Source organism: Corallibacter vietnamensis (genome assembly GCF_039537875.1).
Classification (GTDB): Bacteria; Bacteroidota; Bacteroidia; order Flavobacteriales; family Flavobacteriaceae; genus Corallibacter; species Corallibacter vietnamensis.
In genome coordinates, this window is sequence record NZ_BAABBI010000001.1 from 1,072,184 (window position 1) to 1,089,265 (window position 17,082).

Annotated in this window: 14 protein-coding genes; 13 read left to right on the forward strand and 1 reads right to left on the reverse strand. The window is 34.3% G+C overall.

Annotated features, from left to right (window positions below; all coding sequences use genetic code 11):
- Positions 1-37 precede the first annotated feature (37 nt).
- Positions 38-616, forward strand: coding sequence for a phage tail protein (locus tag ABD690_RS04885; RefSeq protein ID WP_344727729.1), 579 nt, complete (start codon positions 38-40; stop codon positions 614-616).
- Positions 617-625: 9 nt separating this feature from the next.
- On the forward strand, positions 626-1,318 hold the full coding sequence (locus tag ABD690_RS04890) for a T9SS type A sorting domain-containing protein (protein ID WP_344727730.1): 693 nt from the start codon (positions 626-628) through the stop codon (positions 1,316-1,318).
- 32 nt (positions 1,319-1,350) lie between these two features.
- Here ABD690_RS04890 and ABD690_RS04895 read toward each other — a convergent pair whose 3' ends face one another.
- On the reverse strand, positions 1,351-1,755 hold the full coding sequence (locus tag ABD690_RS04895; RefSeq protein ID WP_344727731.1) for an SPOR domain-containing protein: 405 nt from the start codon (positions 1,753-1,755) through the stop codon (positions 1,351-1,353).
- 214 nt (positions 1,756-1,969) lie between these two features.
- On the opposite strand from ABD690_RS04895, the gene ABD690_RS04900 reads away from it, so the two are divergent.
- The 11 genes from ABD690_RS04900 to queG all read left to right on the forward strand — a co-directional run bounded on the left by ABD690_RS04900 (position 1,970) and on the right by queG (position 17,044).
- Positions 1,970-3,259 (forward strand): c-type cytochrome, encoded by a 1,290-nt coding sequence (locus ABD690_RS04900; protein WP_344729297.1) that lies wholly within the window; start codon positions 1,970-1,972, stop codon positions 3,257-3,259.
- A gap of 29 nt (positions 3,260-3,288) precedes the next feature.
- Positions 3,289-6,489 (forward strand): TAT-variant-translocated molybdopterin oxidoreductase, encoded by a 3,201-nt coding sequence (locus ABD690_RS04905; protein WP_344727734.1) that lies wholly within the window; start codon positions 3,289-3,291, stop codon positions 6,487-6,489.
- Positions 6,490-6,524: 35 nt separating this feature from the next.
- Positions 6,525-8,249 carry an NrfD/PsrC family molybdoenzyme membrane anchor subunit gene (gene nrfD, locus ABD690_RS04910; protein WP_344727738.1) on the forward strand — a complete coding sequence of 575 codons (1,725 nt, stop codon included), beginning with the start codon at positions 6,525-6,527 and terminating at the stop codon, positions 8,247-8,249.
- A gap of 3 nt (positions 8,250-8,252) precedes the next feature.
- On the forward strand, positions 8,253-8,789 hold the full coding sequence (locus tag ABD690_RS04915) for a DUF3341 domain-containing protein (RefSeq protein ID WP_344727742.1): 537 nt from the start codon (positions 8,253-8,255) through the stop codon (positions 8,787-8,789).
- 1 nt (position 8,790) lies between these two features.
- Positions 8,791-9,348, forward strand: a complete 558-nt coding sequence (locus ABD690_RS04920; RefSeq protein ID WP_344727747.1) for a c-type cytochrome — start codon at positions 8,791-8,793, stop codon at positions 9,346-9,348.
- Positions 9,349-9,373: 25 nt separating this feature from the next.
- Positions 9,374-10,753: a quinol:cytochrome C oxidoreductase gene (locus tag ABD690_RS04925; RefSeq protein ID WP_344727751.1), complete on the forward strand. Its 1,380-nt coding sequence runs from the start codon at positions 9,374-9,376 to the stop codon at positions 10,751-10,753.
- A gap of 27 nt (positions 10,754-10,780) precedes the next feature.
- Positions 10,781-11,851 carry a cytochrome c oxidase subunit II gene (locus tag ABD690_RS04930; RefSeq protein ID WP_344727755.1) on the forward strand — a complete coding sequence of 357 codons (1,071 nt, stop codon included), beginning with the start codon at positions 10,781-10,783 and terminating at the stop codon, positions 11,849-11,851.
- Between the two features lie 37 nt (positions 11,852-11,888).
- Complete coding sequence (locus tag ABD690_RS04935; RefSeq protein WP_344727769.1) at positions 11,889-13,679, forward strand: cytochrome c oxidase subunit I; 1,791 nt, start codon at positions 11,889-11,891, stop codon at positions 13,677-13,679.
- A gap of 69 nt (positions 13,680-13,748) precedes the next feature.
- On the forward strand, positions 13,749-14,771 hold the full coding sequence (gene ruvB / locus ABD690_RS04940) for a Holliday junction branch migration DNA helicase RuvB (protein WP_344727774.1): 1,023 nt from the start codon (positions 13,749-13,751) through the stop codon (positions 14,769-14,771).
- Positions 14,772-16,112 carry a cytochrome P450 gene (locus ABD690_RS04945; protein ID WP_344727778.1) on the forward strand — a complete coding sequence of 447 codons (1,341 nt, stop codon included), beginning with the start codon at positions 14,772-14,774 and terminating at the stop codon, positions 16,110-16,112.
- On the forward strand, positions 16,112-17,044 hold the full coding sequence (gene queG, locus ABD690_RS04950) for a tRNA epoxyqueuosine(34) reductase QueG (RefSeq protein ID WP_344727783.1): 933 nt from the start codon (positions 16,112-16,114) through the stop codon (positions 17,042-17,044). The genes ABD690_RS04945 and queG overlap by 1 nt, the downstream gene beginning before the upstream one ends.
- Positions 17,045-17,082 lie beyond the last annotated feature (38 nt).

Genomic DNA, 17,082 nt, shown 5'->3' on the forward strand with positions numbered 1-17,082 from the left:
GTACCTTAGTGATAATCAATTACATAAACTATTAATCATGAAAAAAACTATTACTACACTACTATTATTTATTTGCTTAAGTAGCGCAATTCAGGCTCAAGATGCTTATCTAGGAGATATTAAACTAACAGCTGTAAACTTTAATCAAAGAGGCTGGATGTCTTGTGAAGGACAATTATTGCCAATAAATCAAAATGCAGCATTATATTCTTTACTAGGTACAACTTATGGAGGAGATGGTGTTACAACATTTGCATTGCCGGATTTAAGAGGCCGTGTTCCTGTAGGTATTGGTCAAGGCAATGGCTTGTCTCCAGTTGTTCAAGGTGAAGTTGGAGGTGTTGAAAGCAATGTGCTTACAGTAGCTCAAATGCCATCACATAACCATGCTGTTAATGCGTTTGTTGAAGATGGCACAAGTTCAGACCCAACTGGTAATTATCCTGCTGGAACAAAATTATTAGATAAAGAATATGCATCATCAGGAACGCCAACCACAATGAATAGCAATATGATATCAAGTCAAGGACAGAATTCTCCAATAAATAACAAACAGCCTTATTTAGGATTGCGTTATGTTATTTGTGTTCAAGGAATATATCCAAGCAGAAATTAATTACATACCATGAGAAATATTACAATATGCTTTATTTTTATCCTAATAGGAATATCAAGTCAAGCACAAATAGAGTTTAATGGCTGTCATCCCTTGTTTGATGATCAAGATTATACATTCGTAAATGATGGTCAAGATACTACAGGAAGAAATATATTTATAACCAATCCAGTTGATGGAAGTCAAGATTGTGGCGGAATAGGTGTTTGTGAATTTCAAATTTTTTGGAATGAAGTTTCTACACGTTGGGAGTTTATTGCAGATGATGGCAATGGAGATTTTTCTAGCTCATATCTAATTTATTATAATACTGAAGCTTCAATTCCAAATCCGCCTAGTTTATTATTAGGAACTTGGGTTGAAAACACAGTCATAACTGGGTCAGGTTGTGGAGGTAGCTTATCAACTAGTAACGCCCTTCTTTCTGGAGATGTACAAGACACTACTCTGTATACAGATGAAGCATTGTTATCAGCTAATGTGTCATTATATCCTAATCCTGCAAGTGACTTTGTTACCTTAAAAGATGAAAATAACTATATTAAGTCGGTGCAAATTTTTAAACTTAATGGAAAAGAAGTAATAAAAATCAATAATAATTTACAGGAAATAAATATTTCTAAATGTCAATCGGGAATATATATTGTCAAGTTAGAGAGTTATGATAATAACGTCTTTTATCAAAAGCTTATTAAAAAATAATAACATAAAAAAAGCGGCAACAGCCGCTTTTTTTATTCAATTTCTTTTTCCTTTTTAGGCTTAAACCTGAAAGCATTTGGGAACTTTTTTTGTATTTCAACTAAAGCTCTATCAGCCTCTAAACGGGTTCTGAAATTTCCAATCCAAACCTTATAGTTCGGTGTTTCATAAACATCAGTGGCTTTCCATTTAGAAAACGCATCTTTAAAATTCCTTATAGCAGTAGTAGCACCATCTCTATTTCCTGAAAAAATCTGAATTTTATATCGATCAGAACCGTTTTCAGAAGTGTTAATATCTTTTTTAATAGCAAGTAGTTTATCTATTTTTTGATCTTGATTAATAGATAAACTTCCATTTTGGGCATAACTACCGCAGTAGAACATTAGTGCAGTAAAAGCAAAAAACTTCGTGAATTTTTGTCTCAATATTATCATTTTCAATGGGATTTAATGCAAATGTATGTCTTATAAACTTAAATTTGTGCTAATTTATTATTTAGAATTCCTCTAAATTATAAATTAACACATATCTAACATTTCTAAAATCGACTATAAGTGTTACTTTTGCGAGAGATTTTATAACTGTGTTTTTTTATTTTATTAGATGAAAAAATCATACCAAAGTTTAGAAGTTAATTCAACCAATAATATGAAACAGGTGAATCACCGTAAGTTAAGTAGGAAAGTACTTCAGTTAAGTGTTCTTTTTTTGCTAACAATTTCAACTTCTCTTTTTGCTCAAGAAGGAGATCCCGCAAATGGAAAATCATTATTTAATGCCAACTGTGCTTCTTGTCATAAGCTTGATAAGAAAATGACTGGGCCTGCACTTCGTAATGTGGAGTCAAGGTTAGAAGAAGCTGGTCTTGATAGACAGTGGATTTATGATTGGGTTCATAACAGTTCGTCTATGATAAAGGCAGGTGATGAATACGGAAACAAAATATTTGATGAGTATGGTGGTTCTGCAATGACTGCTTTTCCTCAATTATCAGAGAAAGATATTGATGATATTTTAGCTTATACAGCTGAAGAGCCTCCTGTTGATCCAAAACCTGAAGGAGCTGTAGATGGTCAGGCAACAAGTACAAATTCTGGCGCTGCATCTAACGAGCTTATTTTAGGTGCGCTAGCGTTGTTATTTGCTTTATTAGCAATGGCGCTTATTTTAGTAAGACGCACATTAAAGCGTTTTGCTGAAGCTAAAGGTGTTGAGTTGCCGGTAGAAGATAAAAGATTGCCGCTTTGGAAAGCATTTGCGAAAAATCAATTTTTAGTATTAGTTACTGTAATTTTCTTAATGTTGACCAGTGCTTATTTTGTTTATGGGTATTTAATGCAAGTTGGTGTAGATCAAGGGTATCAACCAGTTCAGCCAATTCATTTTTCTCATAAAATTCACGCTGGTGATAATGGTATAGACTGTAAGTATTGCCACTCTTCAGCTAGAGTAAGTAAAACATCAGGAATTCCTTCGTTAAATGTATGTATGAATTGTCATAAATCAATTTATGAGTATAATGGTGAAACGTCTCCAGAGTATTCTAAAGAATTTTATGATGGTGAAATTCAAAAATTATATGCAGCTGCAGGATGGAGTGATGCTGATCAAAAATTCACAGGAAATTCTCAACCGGTTAAATGGGTTCGTATACACAACCTTCCAGACTTTGTTTACTTTAACCATTCACAACACGTTACTGTTGCTGGTGTAGAGTGCCAAACATGTCATGGTCCTATTCAAGAAATGGAAATTGTTGAGCAACATGCGCCATTAACAATGGGTTGGTGTGTTAACTGTCACAGAGAAACAAACGTAAAAGTAAAAGACAACGAATACTATACTAAGATTCACGAAGAGTTATCTAAAAAGTATGGTGTAGACCAATTAACAGCTGCTCAAATGGGTGGATTGGAATGTGGTAAATGTCATTATTAATTTATTAAGAAGTAATTCAATTATATAATATGTCATCAAACAAGAAATACTGGAAAAGTGTTGAAGAGCTTAACGAGAATAGCTCTATTGTTGAGACGCTAAAACAAAACGAATTTGTTCAAGAAATTCCAACTGACGAGTTTTTAGGTGATAAAGAGTCGTTAGAAGGTTCTAAAACAACACGTCGTGATTTCTTAAAGTATGTTGGTTTTAGTACAGCAGCAGCTTCTTTAGCCGCCTGTGAAGGACCAGTAATTAAGTCTATTCCTTATGTGGTTCAGCCTACAGAAATTATTCCTGGTGTGGCAAACTACTACGCAACTACAATTGCTAATGGGTATGATTTTGCAAGTGTTTTAGTGAAAACTCGAGAAGGACGTCCAATTAAAATAGAGAATAATACTTTGGCAACTACTCACGGTAGTGCTAACGCTAGAGTTAATGCATCTGTTTTAGGATTGTACGACAGCATGAGGGTTCAAGGTCCAATGAAAGAAGGGAATGCTATTTCTTGGAGTGCATTTGATATTGAAACAAATCAAAAATTAACAGACTTAAAAACAGCAGGAAAACAAATTGTGTTGCTAACGCAAACATTTGCAAGTCCATCAACTAGCAAGTTGATTTCTGAATTCAAAGCAAAGTATGGTAATGTACGTCATGTAGTTTACGATGCTGTGTCTGAATCAGCAGCTTTGGATGCGTACCAAGCTAAATATGGTACACGTGGTCTTGCTAGTTACAATTTTGAAAAAGCAACGACCATAGTTTCTGTTGGAGCTGACTTTTTAGGAGATTGGCAAGGTGGTGGATTTGATTCTGGGTATGCAAAAGGACGTATTCCTAAAAATGGAGTAATGTCTCATCATACACAGTTTGAGTCTAACATGTCGCTTTCTGGAGCAAATGCTGATAAAAGAGTGCCATTAACGCCAAGTCAGCAAAAAGTAGCTTTAGCTAAACTATATAGTTACATAGTTGGAGGTTCTGTTTCTGGTGAGTTACCAGCACATATTGATGAGGCAGTTCAAAAAGCTGCATCTCGTCTTAAAAAGGCAGGAAGTAAAGGTGTTGTTATAACAGGAATTCAAGATGTAAACGCGCAAACAGTTGCTCTTGAAATAAACAGTTACTTAAACAGTAAAGCCTTTGATGCTTCATCACCTATTAAAACAAGACAAGGTAACGATAAAGCAGTTGCTAAATTAGTTGCTGATATGAAAGCTGGAAATGTAGGTGGTATCATCATGAGTGGTGTTAACCCATTATATACATTACCAAATGCAGCAGATTTTGCTGAAGGATTAAAAAACACAGAGCTATCTATTGCTTTTTCATTAAAAGCAGATGAAACAGCTTCTGAAACACAATATATTGCAGCAGCACCACATTATTTAGAATCTTGGGGTGATGTTGAAATCAAGAAAGGGCACTTTGCATTAATGCAACCTACAATTCGCCCATTATTTGATACAAGACAATTCCAAGAAGCATTGCTTAAGTGGAATGGTAGTAGCATGTCTTATCATGACTACATAAAACAAACATGGAACCAAAGTGTTCTAGGTGGAGGATCTTTTAATAAAGCATTACATGATGGTGTTTTTGTAGCTGAAGGATTTACAACATCAAGCACTAGTTCAGCATCAGAGAGTGATGACAAAACTTTAGTAGGAGGAATTATAGACGATGTTGCTGAAGGTTTAGGTCTTAAAAAATCTGAAGAAACTTCAGAAGAGACTACGTCAATTTCGGCACCTTCTGGAGGTGAAGCAGCAAGAGCTTTAGCGTCTTCTGCAAAAGCTGGTTCAGGATTAGAACTTACATTATATAGCAAGACAGGAATGGGAGATGGTCAACAAGCCAACAACCCATGGTTACAAGAATTCCCAGATCCAATATCTAGAGTATCTTGGGATAACTATTTAACAGTATCTAAAGCCGATGCAGATGCAATCGGACTTAAAAATGAGCATGTAGCAACTGGCGCATTAGACGGAAGCTATGCTGATGTTACTGTAAACGGAAAAACATTAAAAAATGTTCCTGTACTTATTCAGCCAGGTCAAGCCAAAGGATCTGTAGGATTATCATTTGGATATGGTAGAACGCTAGGTATAAAAGATGAGATGAAAACAGGTGTAAATGCTTACACACTGTATCAAGACTTTAATACAGTTCAGAGCGTAAGTGTATCTCCAGCTTCTGGAATGCACGAATTTGCCTGTGTTCAGTTACACAACACCCTAATGGGACGTGGCGATATTGTAAAAGAAACAACATTAGAAATATTTAATACCAAAGATAAAAATCACTGGAATGCTATACCAGTTGTGTCTTTAGATCATGAAGAAACACCTGTAACATCACCAGATGTTGATCTTTGGGATGAATTTGATCGTTCAATTGGACATCACTTTAACCTTTCAATAGATTTAAATGCGTGTACTGGATGTGGGGCTTGTGTTATAGCATGTCATGCAGAAAACAATGTTCCTGTTGTAGGTAAAGAAGAAGTAAGACGTAGCCGTGATATGCACTGGTTACGTATAGATAGATATTATTCTTCAGAAGATACTTTTGCTGAAGATGATGTGAAGAAAGATGAGTTTTCAGGACTTTGGGGTGACAAAGGTTCTCTTGGTGGTTTTGGCGAAATGGAGCATCCAGCAGATAATCCTCAAGTAGCTTTCCAACCAGTAATGTGTCAACATTGTAATCACGCACCATGTGAAACTGTATGCCCTGTTGCAGCAACTTCACACGGACGTCAAGGTCAAAACCATATGGCTTATAACCGTTGTGTAGGTACAAGATATTGTGCTAACAACTGCCCTTATAAAGTAAGACGTTTTAACTGGTTCTTATATAGTGAAAATGATGAGTTTGATTACCATATGAATGATGATTTAGGACGTATGGTTCTAAACCCTGATGTTGTAGTGCGTTCAAGAGGAGTTATGGAAAAATGTTCAATGTGTATTCAAATGACTCAAAAAACAGTGCTTGATGCTAAACGTGATGGTAGAGAAGTAGGTAAAGATGAATTCCAAACAGCATGTTCAGCTGCTTGTAGTAGTGGGGCAATGATTTTTGGTGACATTAACAATAAAGAAAGTAAGGTTTCACATTTAAAAGATGATGATAGAGCTTATCACTTATTAGAACACGTTGGAACAAAACCAAATGTTGTATATCAAACTAAAGTTAGAAATACAACCGAAGCTTAACAAAAGAATTATTAAGAAACAATTATAAACAAATTATGGCGTCTCATTACGAAGCACCTATTAGAAGACCTTTAGTTACAGGCGAAAAATCATACCACGATGTTACTGTGGATGTAGCAAGACCAATTGAAGGTAAAGCAAATAAGCAGTGGTGGATAGTTTTTGGAATTTCACTGGTAGCTTTTCTTTGGGGAATTGGATGTATATTATATACCGTATCAACAGGTATTGGTACTTGGGGTTTAAACAAAACCGTAGGTTGGGCCTGGGATATCACTAACTTTGTTTGGTGGGTAGGTATTGGTCACGCAGGAACACTTATTTCTGCTGTACTTCTTTTATTCCGTCAAAAATGGAGAATGGCAATTAACCGTTCTGCAGAAGCAATGACAATTTTCTCTGTAGTACAAGCAGGATTGTTCCCTATCATTCACATGGGGCGTCCATGGTTAGGATATTGGGTGTTACCAATTCCAAACCAGTTTGGTTCACTATGGGTTAACTTTAACTCACCATTACTTTGGGATGTTTTTGCGATTTCAACATACTTATCAGTATCATTAGTTTTCTGGTGGACTGGTTTATTACCTGATTTTGCAATGATTCGTGATAGAGCTGTTAAACCTTTTCAAAAGAAAATATATTCTTTAATAAGTTTTGGTTGGACAGGTAGAGCAAAAGATTGGCAACGTTTTGAAGAGGTGTCATTAGTATTAGCAGGTTTGGCAACACCACTTGTACTTTCAGTACATACTATTGTATCTTTTGACTTCGCAACGTCAGTTATACCAGGATGGCATACTACAATTTTCCCTCCTTATTTCGTTGCAGGTGCGATTTTCTCTGGATTTGCCATGGTAAATACACTTCTTATTATAATGAGAAAAGTGTGTAATCTAGAAGATTATATTACAGTACAGCATATAGAGCTAATGAACATTGTAGTTATGATTACAGGTTCTATAGTAGGTGTAGCTTATATAACAGAGCTGTTTATTGCATGGTATTCTGGAGTAGAATATGAGCAATATGCGTTCTTAAACAGAGCAACAGGACCTTACGCTTGGGCATACTGGATGATGATGTCTTGTAACGTATTCTCTCCGCAGTTTATGTGGTTCAAAAAACTACGTACAAGTATTATGTTCTCATTCTTTATTTCTATTGTAGTAAATATAGGTATGTGGTTTGAGCGTTTTGTAATTATTGTAACATCATTACATAGAGATTACTTACCATCTTCATGGACTATGTTCTCACCAACATTTGTAGATATAGGTATTTTTATAGGTACTATAGGATTCTTTTTTGTACTATTCTTATTATACTCAAGAACTTTCCCTGTAATAGCTCAAGCTGAAGTAAAAACAATTTTAAAATCTTCAGGAGAGCGTTATAAAAATATTAGAGAAAGAGGTGATAGTTTAGTTGGTACAGGAGCTGATGCAAGAACTTCTGGTGCTGCAATTACAGAAAATACATCTAAAGTAGATAACTCTGAAAAGGTAAACAGCTTGTTAGCTAGTATAGGAACATTTGATTCTACAACACAAACAGCTGATGACTTAAAAAAGATAAATGGAGTAGGACCAAAAATGGAAGAAGCTTTAAATAGCATAGGTATCTACACATTTATCCAAGTAAGTAAGATGACTAAAAAAGAATATGACTTGTTAGACGAAATTACAGGTTCTTTCCCAGGAAGAGCAGAACGTGATGATTGGTCAGGACAAGCAAAATCATTAATAAATCAAGCGTAGATAATGGAAGTATCAAAAGTAATACACGCTATTTATACAGACGATGATGTACTAATGGCTGCAGTTAAGAAAGTAAAAGCTGCAAAACATCATATAGAAGAGGTATACACACCTTTTCCAGTACACGGATTAGACAAAGCAATGGGATTAGCACCAACACGTATAGCTATAACAGCTTTCTTATATGGTTGCGTAGGTTTAACAGTTGCTGTTACAATGATGAACTTTATCATGATTGAAGATTGGCCTCAAAACATAGGAGGTAAACCAAGCTTTAGTTATATAGAAAACATGCCATCATTTGTACCTATTATGTTCGAGCTTACAGTATTTTTCGCGGCTCACTTAATGGTAATAACATTTTATTTACGTAGTAGAATGTGGCCATTTAAAAAGGCAGAAAATCCAGACCCAAGAACAACAGATGATCATTTCTTAATGGAAATAGCTGTTCATAATAATGAAAGTGAACTAGAAAGCTTACTTAAAGAAACTGGAGCAGTAGAAATTAATATTGTAGATAAAGAAGAAGCACATTAATATGAAAAGCTTAATTAAAATTTCATTTATAGCATTAGTATTAGTAGCGGTTGTGTCATGTAAAAAAGACTCAAGACCAAACTATCAATTCATGCCTAATATGTATGAACCAGTTGGTTATGAAACATATTCAGAATCTGATGCATTTAAAAACGGTGTAGAAGCTCAACTTCCTGTTGATGGTACTATTCCAAGAGGCTTTACACCTTACGAAATAGAAAACACAACAGAAGGATTTGAACTTGCTAAAGCAACACTACTAAACCCGTTAGACTCTAACGAAATTGATTTAGAAAGAGGTAAAGAGCTTTACAATATTTATTGTGCTATCTGTCATGGAACAAAAGGAGATGGACAAGGTAATCTTGTAAAGAGAGAAAAAATACTTGGTATACCAAGCTATGATGACGTAGGAAGAGCCATTACAGAAGGAAGTATTTATCACGTAATTTATTATGGTAAAAATGCTATGGGTTCTTATGCAAATCAGTTAAATGAAGAAGAGCGTTGGCAAGTAGTAGCTTACGTTTTAGATTTGAAAACGAAACTAGAAAAGTAAGATAGATAAAGATTATATTATAGATATGTACACATTCTCAAATAAATTAAAGACACTTTCTATTGCATTAATGATCATTGGAGCAATAGGTGTTATTTCTGGTTTTATGACATCTCATAAATCTTTTGAAGATGTAGAAGCCATTCTTGCAGCTGAAGCATCTCATCATGGTGGTGGACACGTAGAAGACACTGCTCATGCTTCAACAAGTCATGAAGAACACGCAGTAACAAATTCACACGAAGCAAATAATCATAATGATTCAGCTGAAACACATGTTGATGAGCACAAAAAACATGTTGAACATGTACAGCATCAAATAGCAAACAGACCTTGGTCTGCATTATATGTAGCTGCTTTCTTCTTTTTTATGATAGCACTAGGTGTACTTGCTTTTTATGCTATTCAATATGCAGCTCAAGCAGGATGGTCTCCTGTTTTATTTAGAGTTATGGAAGCTATTACTGCCTACATGTTACCAGGAGCAATTATTGTACTAGCTATCGCTATTGCATCAGGTACAATAGGTCATTACAATATATTTATATGGATGGATCCAGATGTAGTTGCTCATGACAAACTAATTCAAGGAAAATCAGGATGGTTAAACATTACTGGTTTTGCAATAAGAGGCTTAATTTTTATTGCTGGTTGGGCTTTATATAGAGAATTTTCTAGAAAATTTTCTATAGCACAAGATAATGCCGATGTTAATGACAACAGCAACTTCAAAAAGAACTTCCGTATATCTGCAGCATTTTTAGTATTCTATATTTACACAGAATCTATGATGTCATGGGATTGGATTATGAGTGTAGATCCTCACTGGTTTAGTACTCTTTTTGGATGGTATGTATTTGCAAGTATGTTTGTAAGTGGTATTACAGTTATTGCATTAACTACTATCTACTTAAAATCTAGAGGTTATTTAGAGTTTGTAAACGATAGTCATATTCATGATTTAGGAAAGTTTATGTTCGCTATTAGTATTTTCTGGACATACTTATGGTTCTCTCAATTTATGTTAATATGGTATTCAAATATTCCAGAAGAGGTAACATATTTTGTTACAAGATTCAATGATTACCAATTACCATTCTTAGGTATGGTAGCATTAAACTTCATATTCCCATTATTAGTATTAATGAATAGTGATTATAAACGTGTGCCATGGTTTATTGTTATGGCAGGAATAGTTATCTTATTTGGTCACTATATAGATGTCTTTAATATGATAATGCCTGCAACTGTAGGAGATAGATGGTTTATTGGAATTCCTGAAATTAGTTCAATTTTGTTATTTGCAGGCTTGTTTATCTTTATAGTATTTACAGCATTAACAAAAGCACCTTTACTAGCAAAAGGAAACCCATTTATTAAAGAGAGTGAACATTTTCATTATTAAAAAATTAATTAAAGAAGAGAAAAGACAATGACAGCTTTTTTAACAATTATAATAGTACTTTTCATAGCTGTTGCCATTTGGCAAATGGTAAAAATATTTGATTTAGCTCAAGTGGGCTCATCAAGTGATAGCTCGGTAGCAACCGACTATGATAATAAATTAAACGCCTATTTAATGCTAGGATTCCTAGCTTTCATATACATTATAACCATTGTATGTTTTGTTAAATGGGGTGATTTACCATTATTATCTAACTCTGCTTCAGAACACGGACCACAAATAGATAACTTAATGATTATATCATTAGTTATCATATTTATAGTTCAAACAGTTACACAATTTTTACTTCATTATTTTGCTTACAAATACAGAGGTGAAAAAGGTAAAAAAGCATTATTCTATGCTGATAACAATACATTAGAAGCTATCTGGACAATTATACCAGTAATTGTTTTAGCAGGTTTAATAATTTATGGATTATTTACTTGGACAAGCATTATGAATATAGACCAAGATGAAGATCCAATTGTTGTAGAATTATATGCACAACAATTTAGTTGGACAGCAAGATATGCTGGGAAAGACAATACTTTAGGGAAAGCAAACGTAAGATTAATAAATCTTGATAATGCAAACATATTAGGAGTTGATGAGTCTGATCCTAACGCTCAAGATGATGTTATCACTAAAGAACTTCACTTGCCTGTAGGAAGACCAGTGTTATTCAAAATGAGATCTCAAGATGTGTTACACTCTGCTTACATGCCTCACTTTAGAGCACAAATGAACTGTGTGCCTGGTATGATAACACAGTTTGGATTTACACCTACTGTTACTACAGCAGATATGAGACAAACTCCTCAAATTATAGAGAAAGTTCAACATATTAATGAAATTAGAGTAGAAAAAAGTAAAGAGCTAGCTACAAAAGGAGAAGCTCCACTAGATCGCTACGAATTTGACTACCTATTACTTTGTAATAAAATATGTGGAAAATCACACTATAACATGCAAATGAAAATAGTAGTTGAAACTCAAGAAGAGTTTGAAGCTTGGATGAAAGAACAAAAAGAATTCAAAGATTCTTTACTTAAGTAATTAATAACGGTTTTTTAAAAGTATTATATATTAGATTATGTCAACACACGCAGATACACACGCACACGACGACCACGGACATCATCATAAAGAAACATTTATAACTAAATACATTTTTAGTCAAGATCACAAAATGATTTCTAAACAGTATCTTATTACAGGTACTATTATGGGAGTTATAGGTGTTTTTATGTCTATTATGTTTCGTATGCAAATTGCATGGCCAGAAGAACCTAACGTATTATTTGAAGCTCTTTTAGGTAAGTGGGCTCCAGATGGTGTAATGGATGCTGATATTTATTTAGCATTAGTTACAATACACGGTACTATAATGGTATTCTTCGTATTAACTGCTGGATTAAGTGGTACATTTAGTAACTTATTAATTCCGTTACAAATTGGAGCAAGAGATATGGCTTCTGGATTCCTTAACATGGTATCTTACTGGTTGTTTTTCTTATCTAGTGTTATAATGATTATCTCATTGTTTGTAGAAGCTGGACCTGCTGCTGCAGGTTGGACAATTTATCCACCTTTATCAGCTTTACCAATGGCACAAGGTGGTTCTGGTATGGGTATGACATTATGGTTAGTATCTATGGCTATATTCATTGCGTCATCACTTTTAGGTTCTCTTAACTACGTAGTAACTGTAATAAACTTAAGAACAAAGGGAATGTCTATGACAAGACTACCTTTAACAGTTTGGGCATTCTTTGTAACAGCTATTATTGGTATAGTATCATTCCCTGTATTATTATCTGCAGCGTTATTACTTATCATGGATAGAAGTTTCGGAACATCATTCTTCTTATCAGATATTTTCATTCAAGGAGAAGTATTACACTACCAAGGTGGATCTCCAGTTTTATTTGAACATTTATTCTGGTTTTTAGGACACCCTGAAGTATATATTGTTATTCTACCTGCAATGGGTATGGTATCAGAAATTATGGCGTCAAACTCACGTAAACCTATTTTTGGTTACCGTGCTATGATTGCATCTATTTTAGCAATTGCATTTTTATCAACGATTGTTTGGGGTCACCATATGTTTATTTCAGGTATGAATCCATTTTTAGGATCTGTATTTACTTTTACAACATTATTAATTGCAATTCCATCTGCGGTAAAAGCCTTTAACTGGATAACAACAATTTGGAAAGGTAATCTGCAAATGAACACTGCCATGTTATTCTCTATAGGTTTCGTATCTACATTTATAACAGGAGGATTAACAGGAATTATTTTAGGTGATAGTGCTTTAGATATTAACGTTCACGATACATATTTTGTTATTGCTCACTTCCATTTAGTAATGGGTATATCTGCACTATACGGTATGTTTGCTGGAATTTATCACTGGTATCCAAAAATGTTTGGACGCATGATGAACAAAAATCTTGGTTATATTCACTTCTGGGTAACAGCAATTTGTGCTTATGGCGTATTCTTCCCAATGCACTTTATAGGAATGGCTGGATTACCAAGACGTTATTATACTAATTCAGCGTTTCCATTATTTGACGATTTAGCGAATGTAAACGTAGTTATTACTGTATTTGCTATAGTAGGAGCGGTTTTCCAAGTTATATTTTTATACAACTTCTTTGTTAGCATGTTCTACGGTAAGAGAGCAACAAAGAACCCTTGGAAATCTACAACTTTAGAATGGACTACACCAGTTGAGCATATTCATGGTAACTGGCCTGGAGAAATTCCTCATGTACACCGTTGGGCTTATGATTATAGTAAACCAGGACATGATGTAGATTTTGTTCCTCAAGATGTACCTCTAAAAGAAGGAGAAGAAGAATTACAACATTAAAATTCTTTATTATAATAATATTCAAAAGCCTTTCCAATACGGAAAGGCTTTTTCTTTATCTTTGTTTTTATGAACGAAAATCTAGACCCTACAAATCATAGTTATACTCCAGAAGAGGTAGATGTCGAAAAAAGATTAAGGCCATTGTCATTTAATGACTTTACAGGTCAAGATCAAGTTTTAGAAAATCTTCAGGTGTTTGTTAAAGCTGCAAATCTTCGTGATGAAGCTTTAGACCACACACTGTTTCATGGGCCTCCAGGATTAGGAAAAACAACATTGGCACATATTCTAGCAAGTGAACTTAATGTAGGTATTAAAATTACATCAGGTCCAGTATTAGACAAACCAGGAGATTTAGCAGGTTTACTAACTAATTTAGATGAAAGAGATGTTCTTTTTATAGATGAGATTCATAGATTAAGCCCTATAGTTGAAGAATATCTTTACTCTGCTATGGAGGATTACAAAATCGATATTATGATTGAGTCTGGGCCAAATGCTAGAACCGTTCAAATCAATTTAAACCCTTTTACTTTAGTAGGAGCTACCACACGATCTGGTTTATTAACATCGCCAATGCGAGCACGTTTTGGGATTCAAAGCAGATTACAGTATTATAATACAGAGTTACTAACTACTATTGTGCAACGTAGTGCTTCTATATTAAATGTACCAATATCTATGGAAGCCGCAGTTGAAATTGCAGGAAGAAGTAGAGGAACACCAAGAATAGCTAATGCTTTATTACGTCGTGTTCGTGACTTTGCTCAAATAAAAGGAAATGGGCGTATAGATATAAAGATAGCCAAGTTTGCACTTGAAGCTCTTAATGTTGATGCACATGGCCTTGATGAGATGGATAATAAAATACTTTTAACAATAATAGATAAGTTTAAAGGTGGTCCTGTTGGTATAACAACATTAGCAACAGCTGTTAGCGAAAGTGCCGAAACTATTGAAGAAGTTTATGAACCTTTTCTTATTCAACAGGGATTTATTTTACGCACACCTAGAGGAAGAGAAGTTACAGAACAAGCTTACAAGCATCTTGGTCGAATAAAAGGTGGTACCCAAGGAGGTTTATTTTAAATGAGTGTTGTAAAAAACATACCAGAAGTTTCAACCTTTACTTTTTTAAGACAAGCAATATCTATACTTAATAACCCATTGCCATTTCATCATAAAAACTTTGAGCGTTATGGCGATACTTTTAAATTAAATATAGGACCCAAAAGCTATGCAATATTCTCTAGAGATGCAGCATTAGCAGAATATGTATTACAAAAAAACTGGAAAAATTATAAAAAATCACCAATTCAAACTAAAGACCTTGCTAAGTATTTAGGAAAAGGACTTCTTACAGCAGAAGGTAACCATTGGCGAACCCAACGAAAACTTATTCAACCAGCATTTCATAAAAAACACATTGAGCATTTACTAACGGTTATTAAAGAAACCATTGTTGATGAGTTAAGACGTATTCAGCCTAATAAAGACATTGACGTTTTACCAATGTTTAGCAATTTAGCGTTTAAAGTTGTTGTAAAAGCATTGTTTAGCAATGCAGCATCTGAAAGTGAAATAAAACTACTTCAAGATGTAACTGAAGAAAATCAAGAGATGTTAGTCAAGGAATTAAGACAACCTTACTTGTCGTGGTATTTTAAACATTTCGGGATTATAGAAAAGCATTTGTCGCGAACAAAAGCTTCTAGAGATATTTTACAAGCTATTATTGATAAGCGTAGGAATTCTTCAACTGTGTATAACGATTTGTTAGATATGCTCCTGCAAACACGTTATGATGACGGTTCACAAATGAGTGATGAGCAGTTAATAGATGAGATATTAGTTTTGTTTGTAGCAGGTCATGAAACAACAGCAAACGCTTTAAGTTTTTCAGTGCAATTATTAGCGCAACATCCCGATTGGCAAAAAAAAGTAGCACAACAATACAAACAAGTATTAGAGCAACATGATACCGATATAATGTCTGCTATTTCTATGTCTTCTTACTCAAAACAGGTTGTTGAAGAAACTTTAAGGTTGTATCCGCCTGCGTATTTTATTGACCGTGTTAATTTAGAAGATGATAGTTTTAAAAACTATCAGTTTAAAAAAGAGAGTAGCATTTTATTATCTATTATAGAAATTCATAAACATAAAAACCTGTGGGAAAACCCGGAGGAATTTGACCCCAATCGGTTTTCTCCCGAAAAGGCTAAAAATTATTCATCGCAATATTTTCCATTTGGAGCAGGACCAAGAAAATGCATCGGAAACAATTTTGCTATGTATGAAATGATTATAGCTATTTCTGAAATGCTATATAAATTTGAAATACATCCAACTAAAGATACCATAGAAATAAATCCATTAATAACGCTTAAGCCTAAAAACGCCATTGTTAGGTTTCAACCTCGAGCTTAATGAATAACCATAAATCAAAATACACAAAGCTTATAAAAGAGGAATCTAAAAGGCTAGGTTTTCTGTCATGTGGTGTAAGTAAAGCAGAGTTTCTAGAAGTTGAAGCACCAAGGTTAGAACGTTGGCTAAACGCCAATATGCATGGAGAAATGCGCTATATGGAAAACCATTTTGATAAGCGTTTAGATCCAACAAAACTAGTAGAAGGCTCTAAAAGCGTAGTGTCGTTACTACTTAATTATTTTCCTTCACAAACTCAAAACACCGAAAGCTACAAACTATCAAAGTATGCTTACGGAACCGATTATCATTTTGTAATAAAAGATAAGTTAAAGCAGCTATTACAATTTATTCAAGATGAAATTGGCGATGTTCACGGTCGTGCTTTTGTAGATTCAGCCCCAGTTTTAGACAAAGCTTGGGCCGCAAAAAGTGGTTTGGGCTGGATAGGAAAACACAGTAACCTATTAACACAAAAAGTTGGCTCTTTTTATTTTATTGCAGAGTTAATCATAGATTTAGAATTAGATTACGATACACCAACCACAGACCATTGCGGTAGTTGTACCGCCTGTATAGATGCATGCCCAACACAAGCCATTACAGAGCCTTATGTTGTAGACGGTAGTAAATGTATCTCGTATTTAACCATTGAGTTAAAAAACAACATACCTTCAGAGTTTAAAAACAAAACAGACGATTGGATGTTTGGTTGTGATGTATGCCAAGATGTATGCCCTTGGAACCGGTTTTCAAAACCGCATAATGAGCCATTATTCAATCCACATCCAGAGCTTTTAGACATGACCAAAAAGGATTGGGAAGAAATTACCGAAGAAACATTTAAAAAAGTCTTTAAAAAATCAGCAGTAAAGCGAACCAAGTATTCTGGGTTAACACGAAATATTAAGTTTTTAAACCATAGTGATTAATTGATAGTTTACTACATTTGTATTTGATACTAAATCAT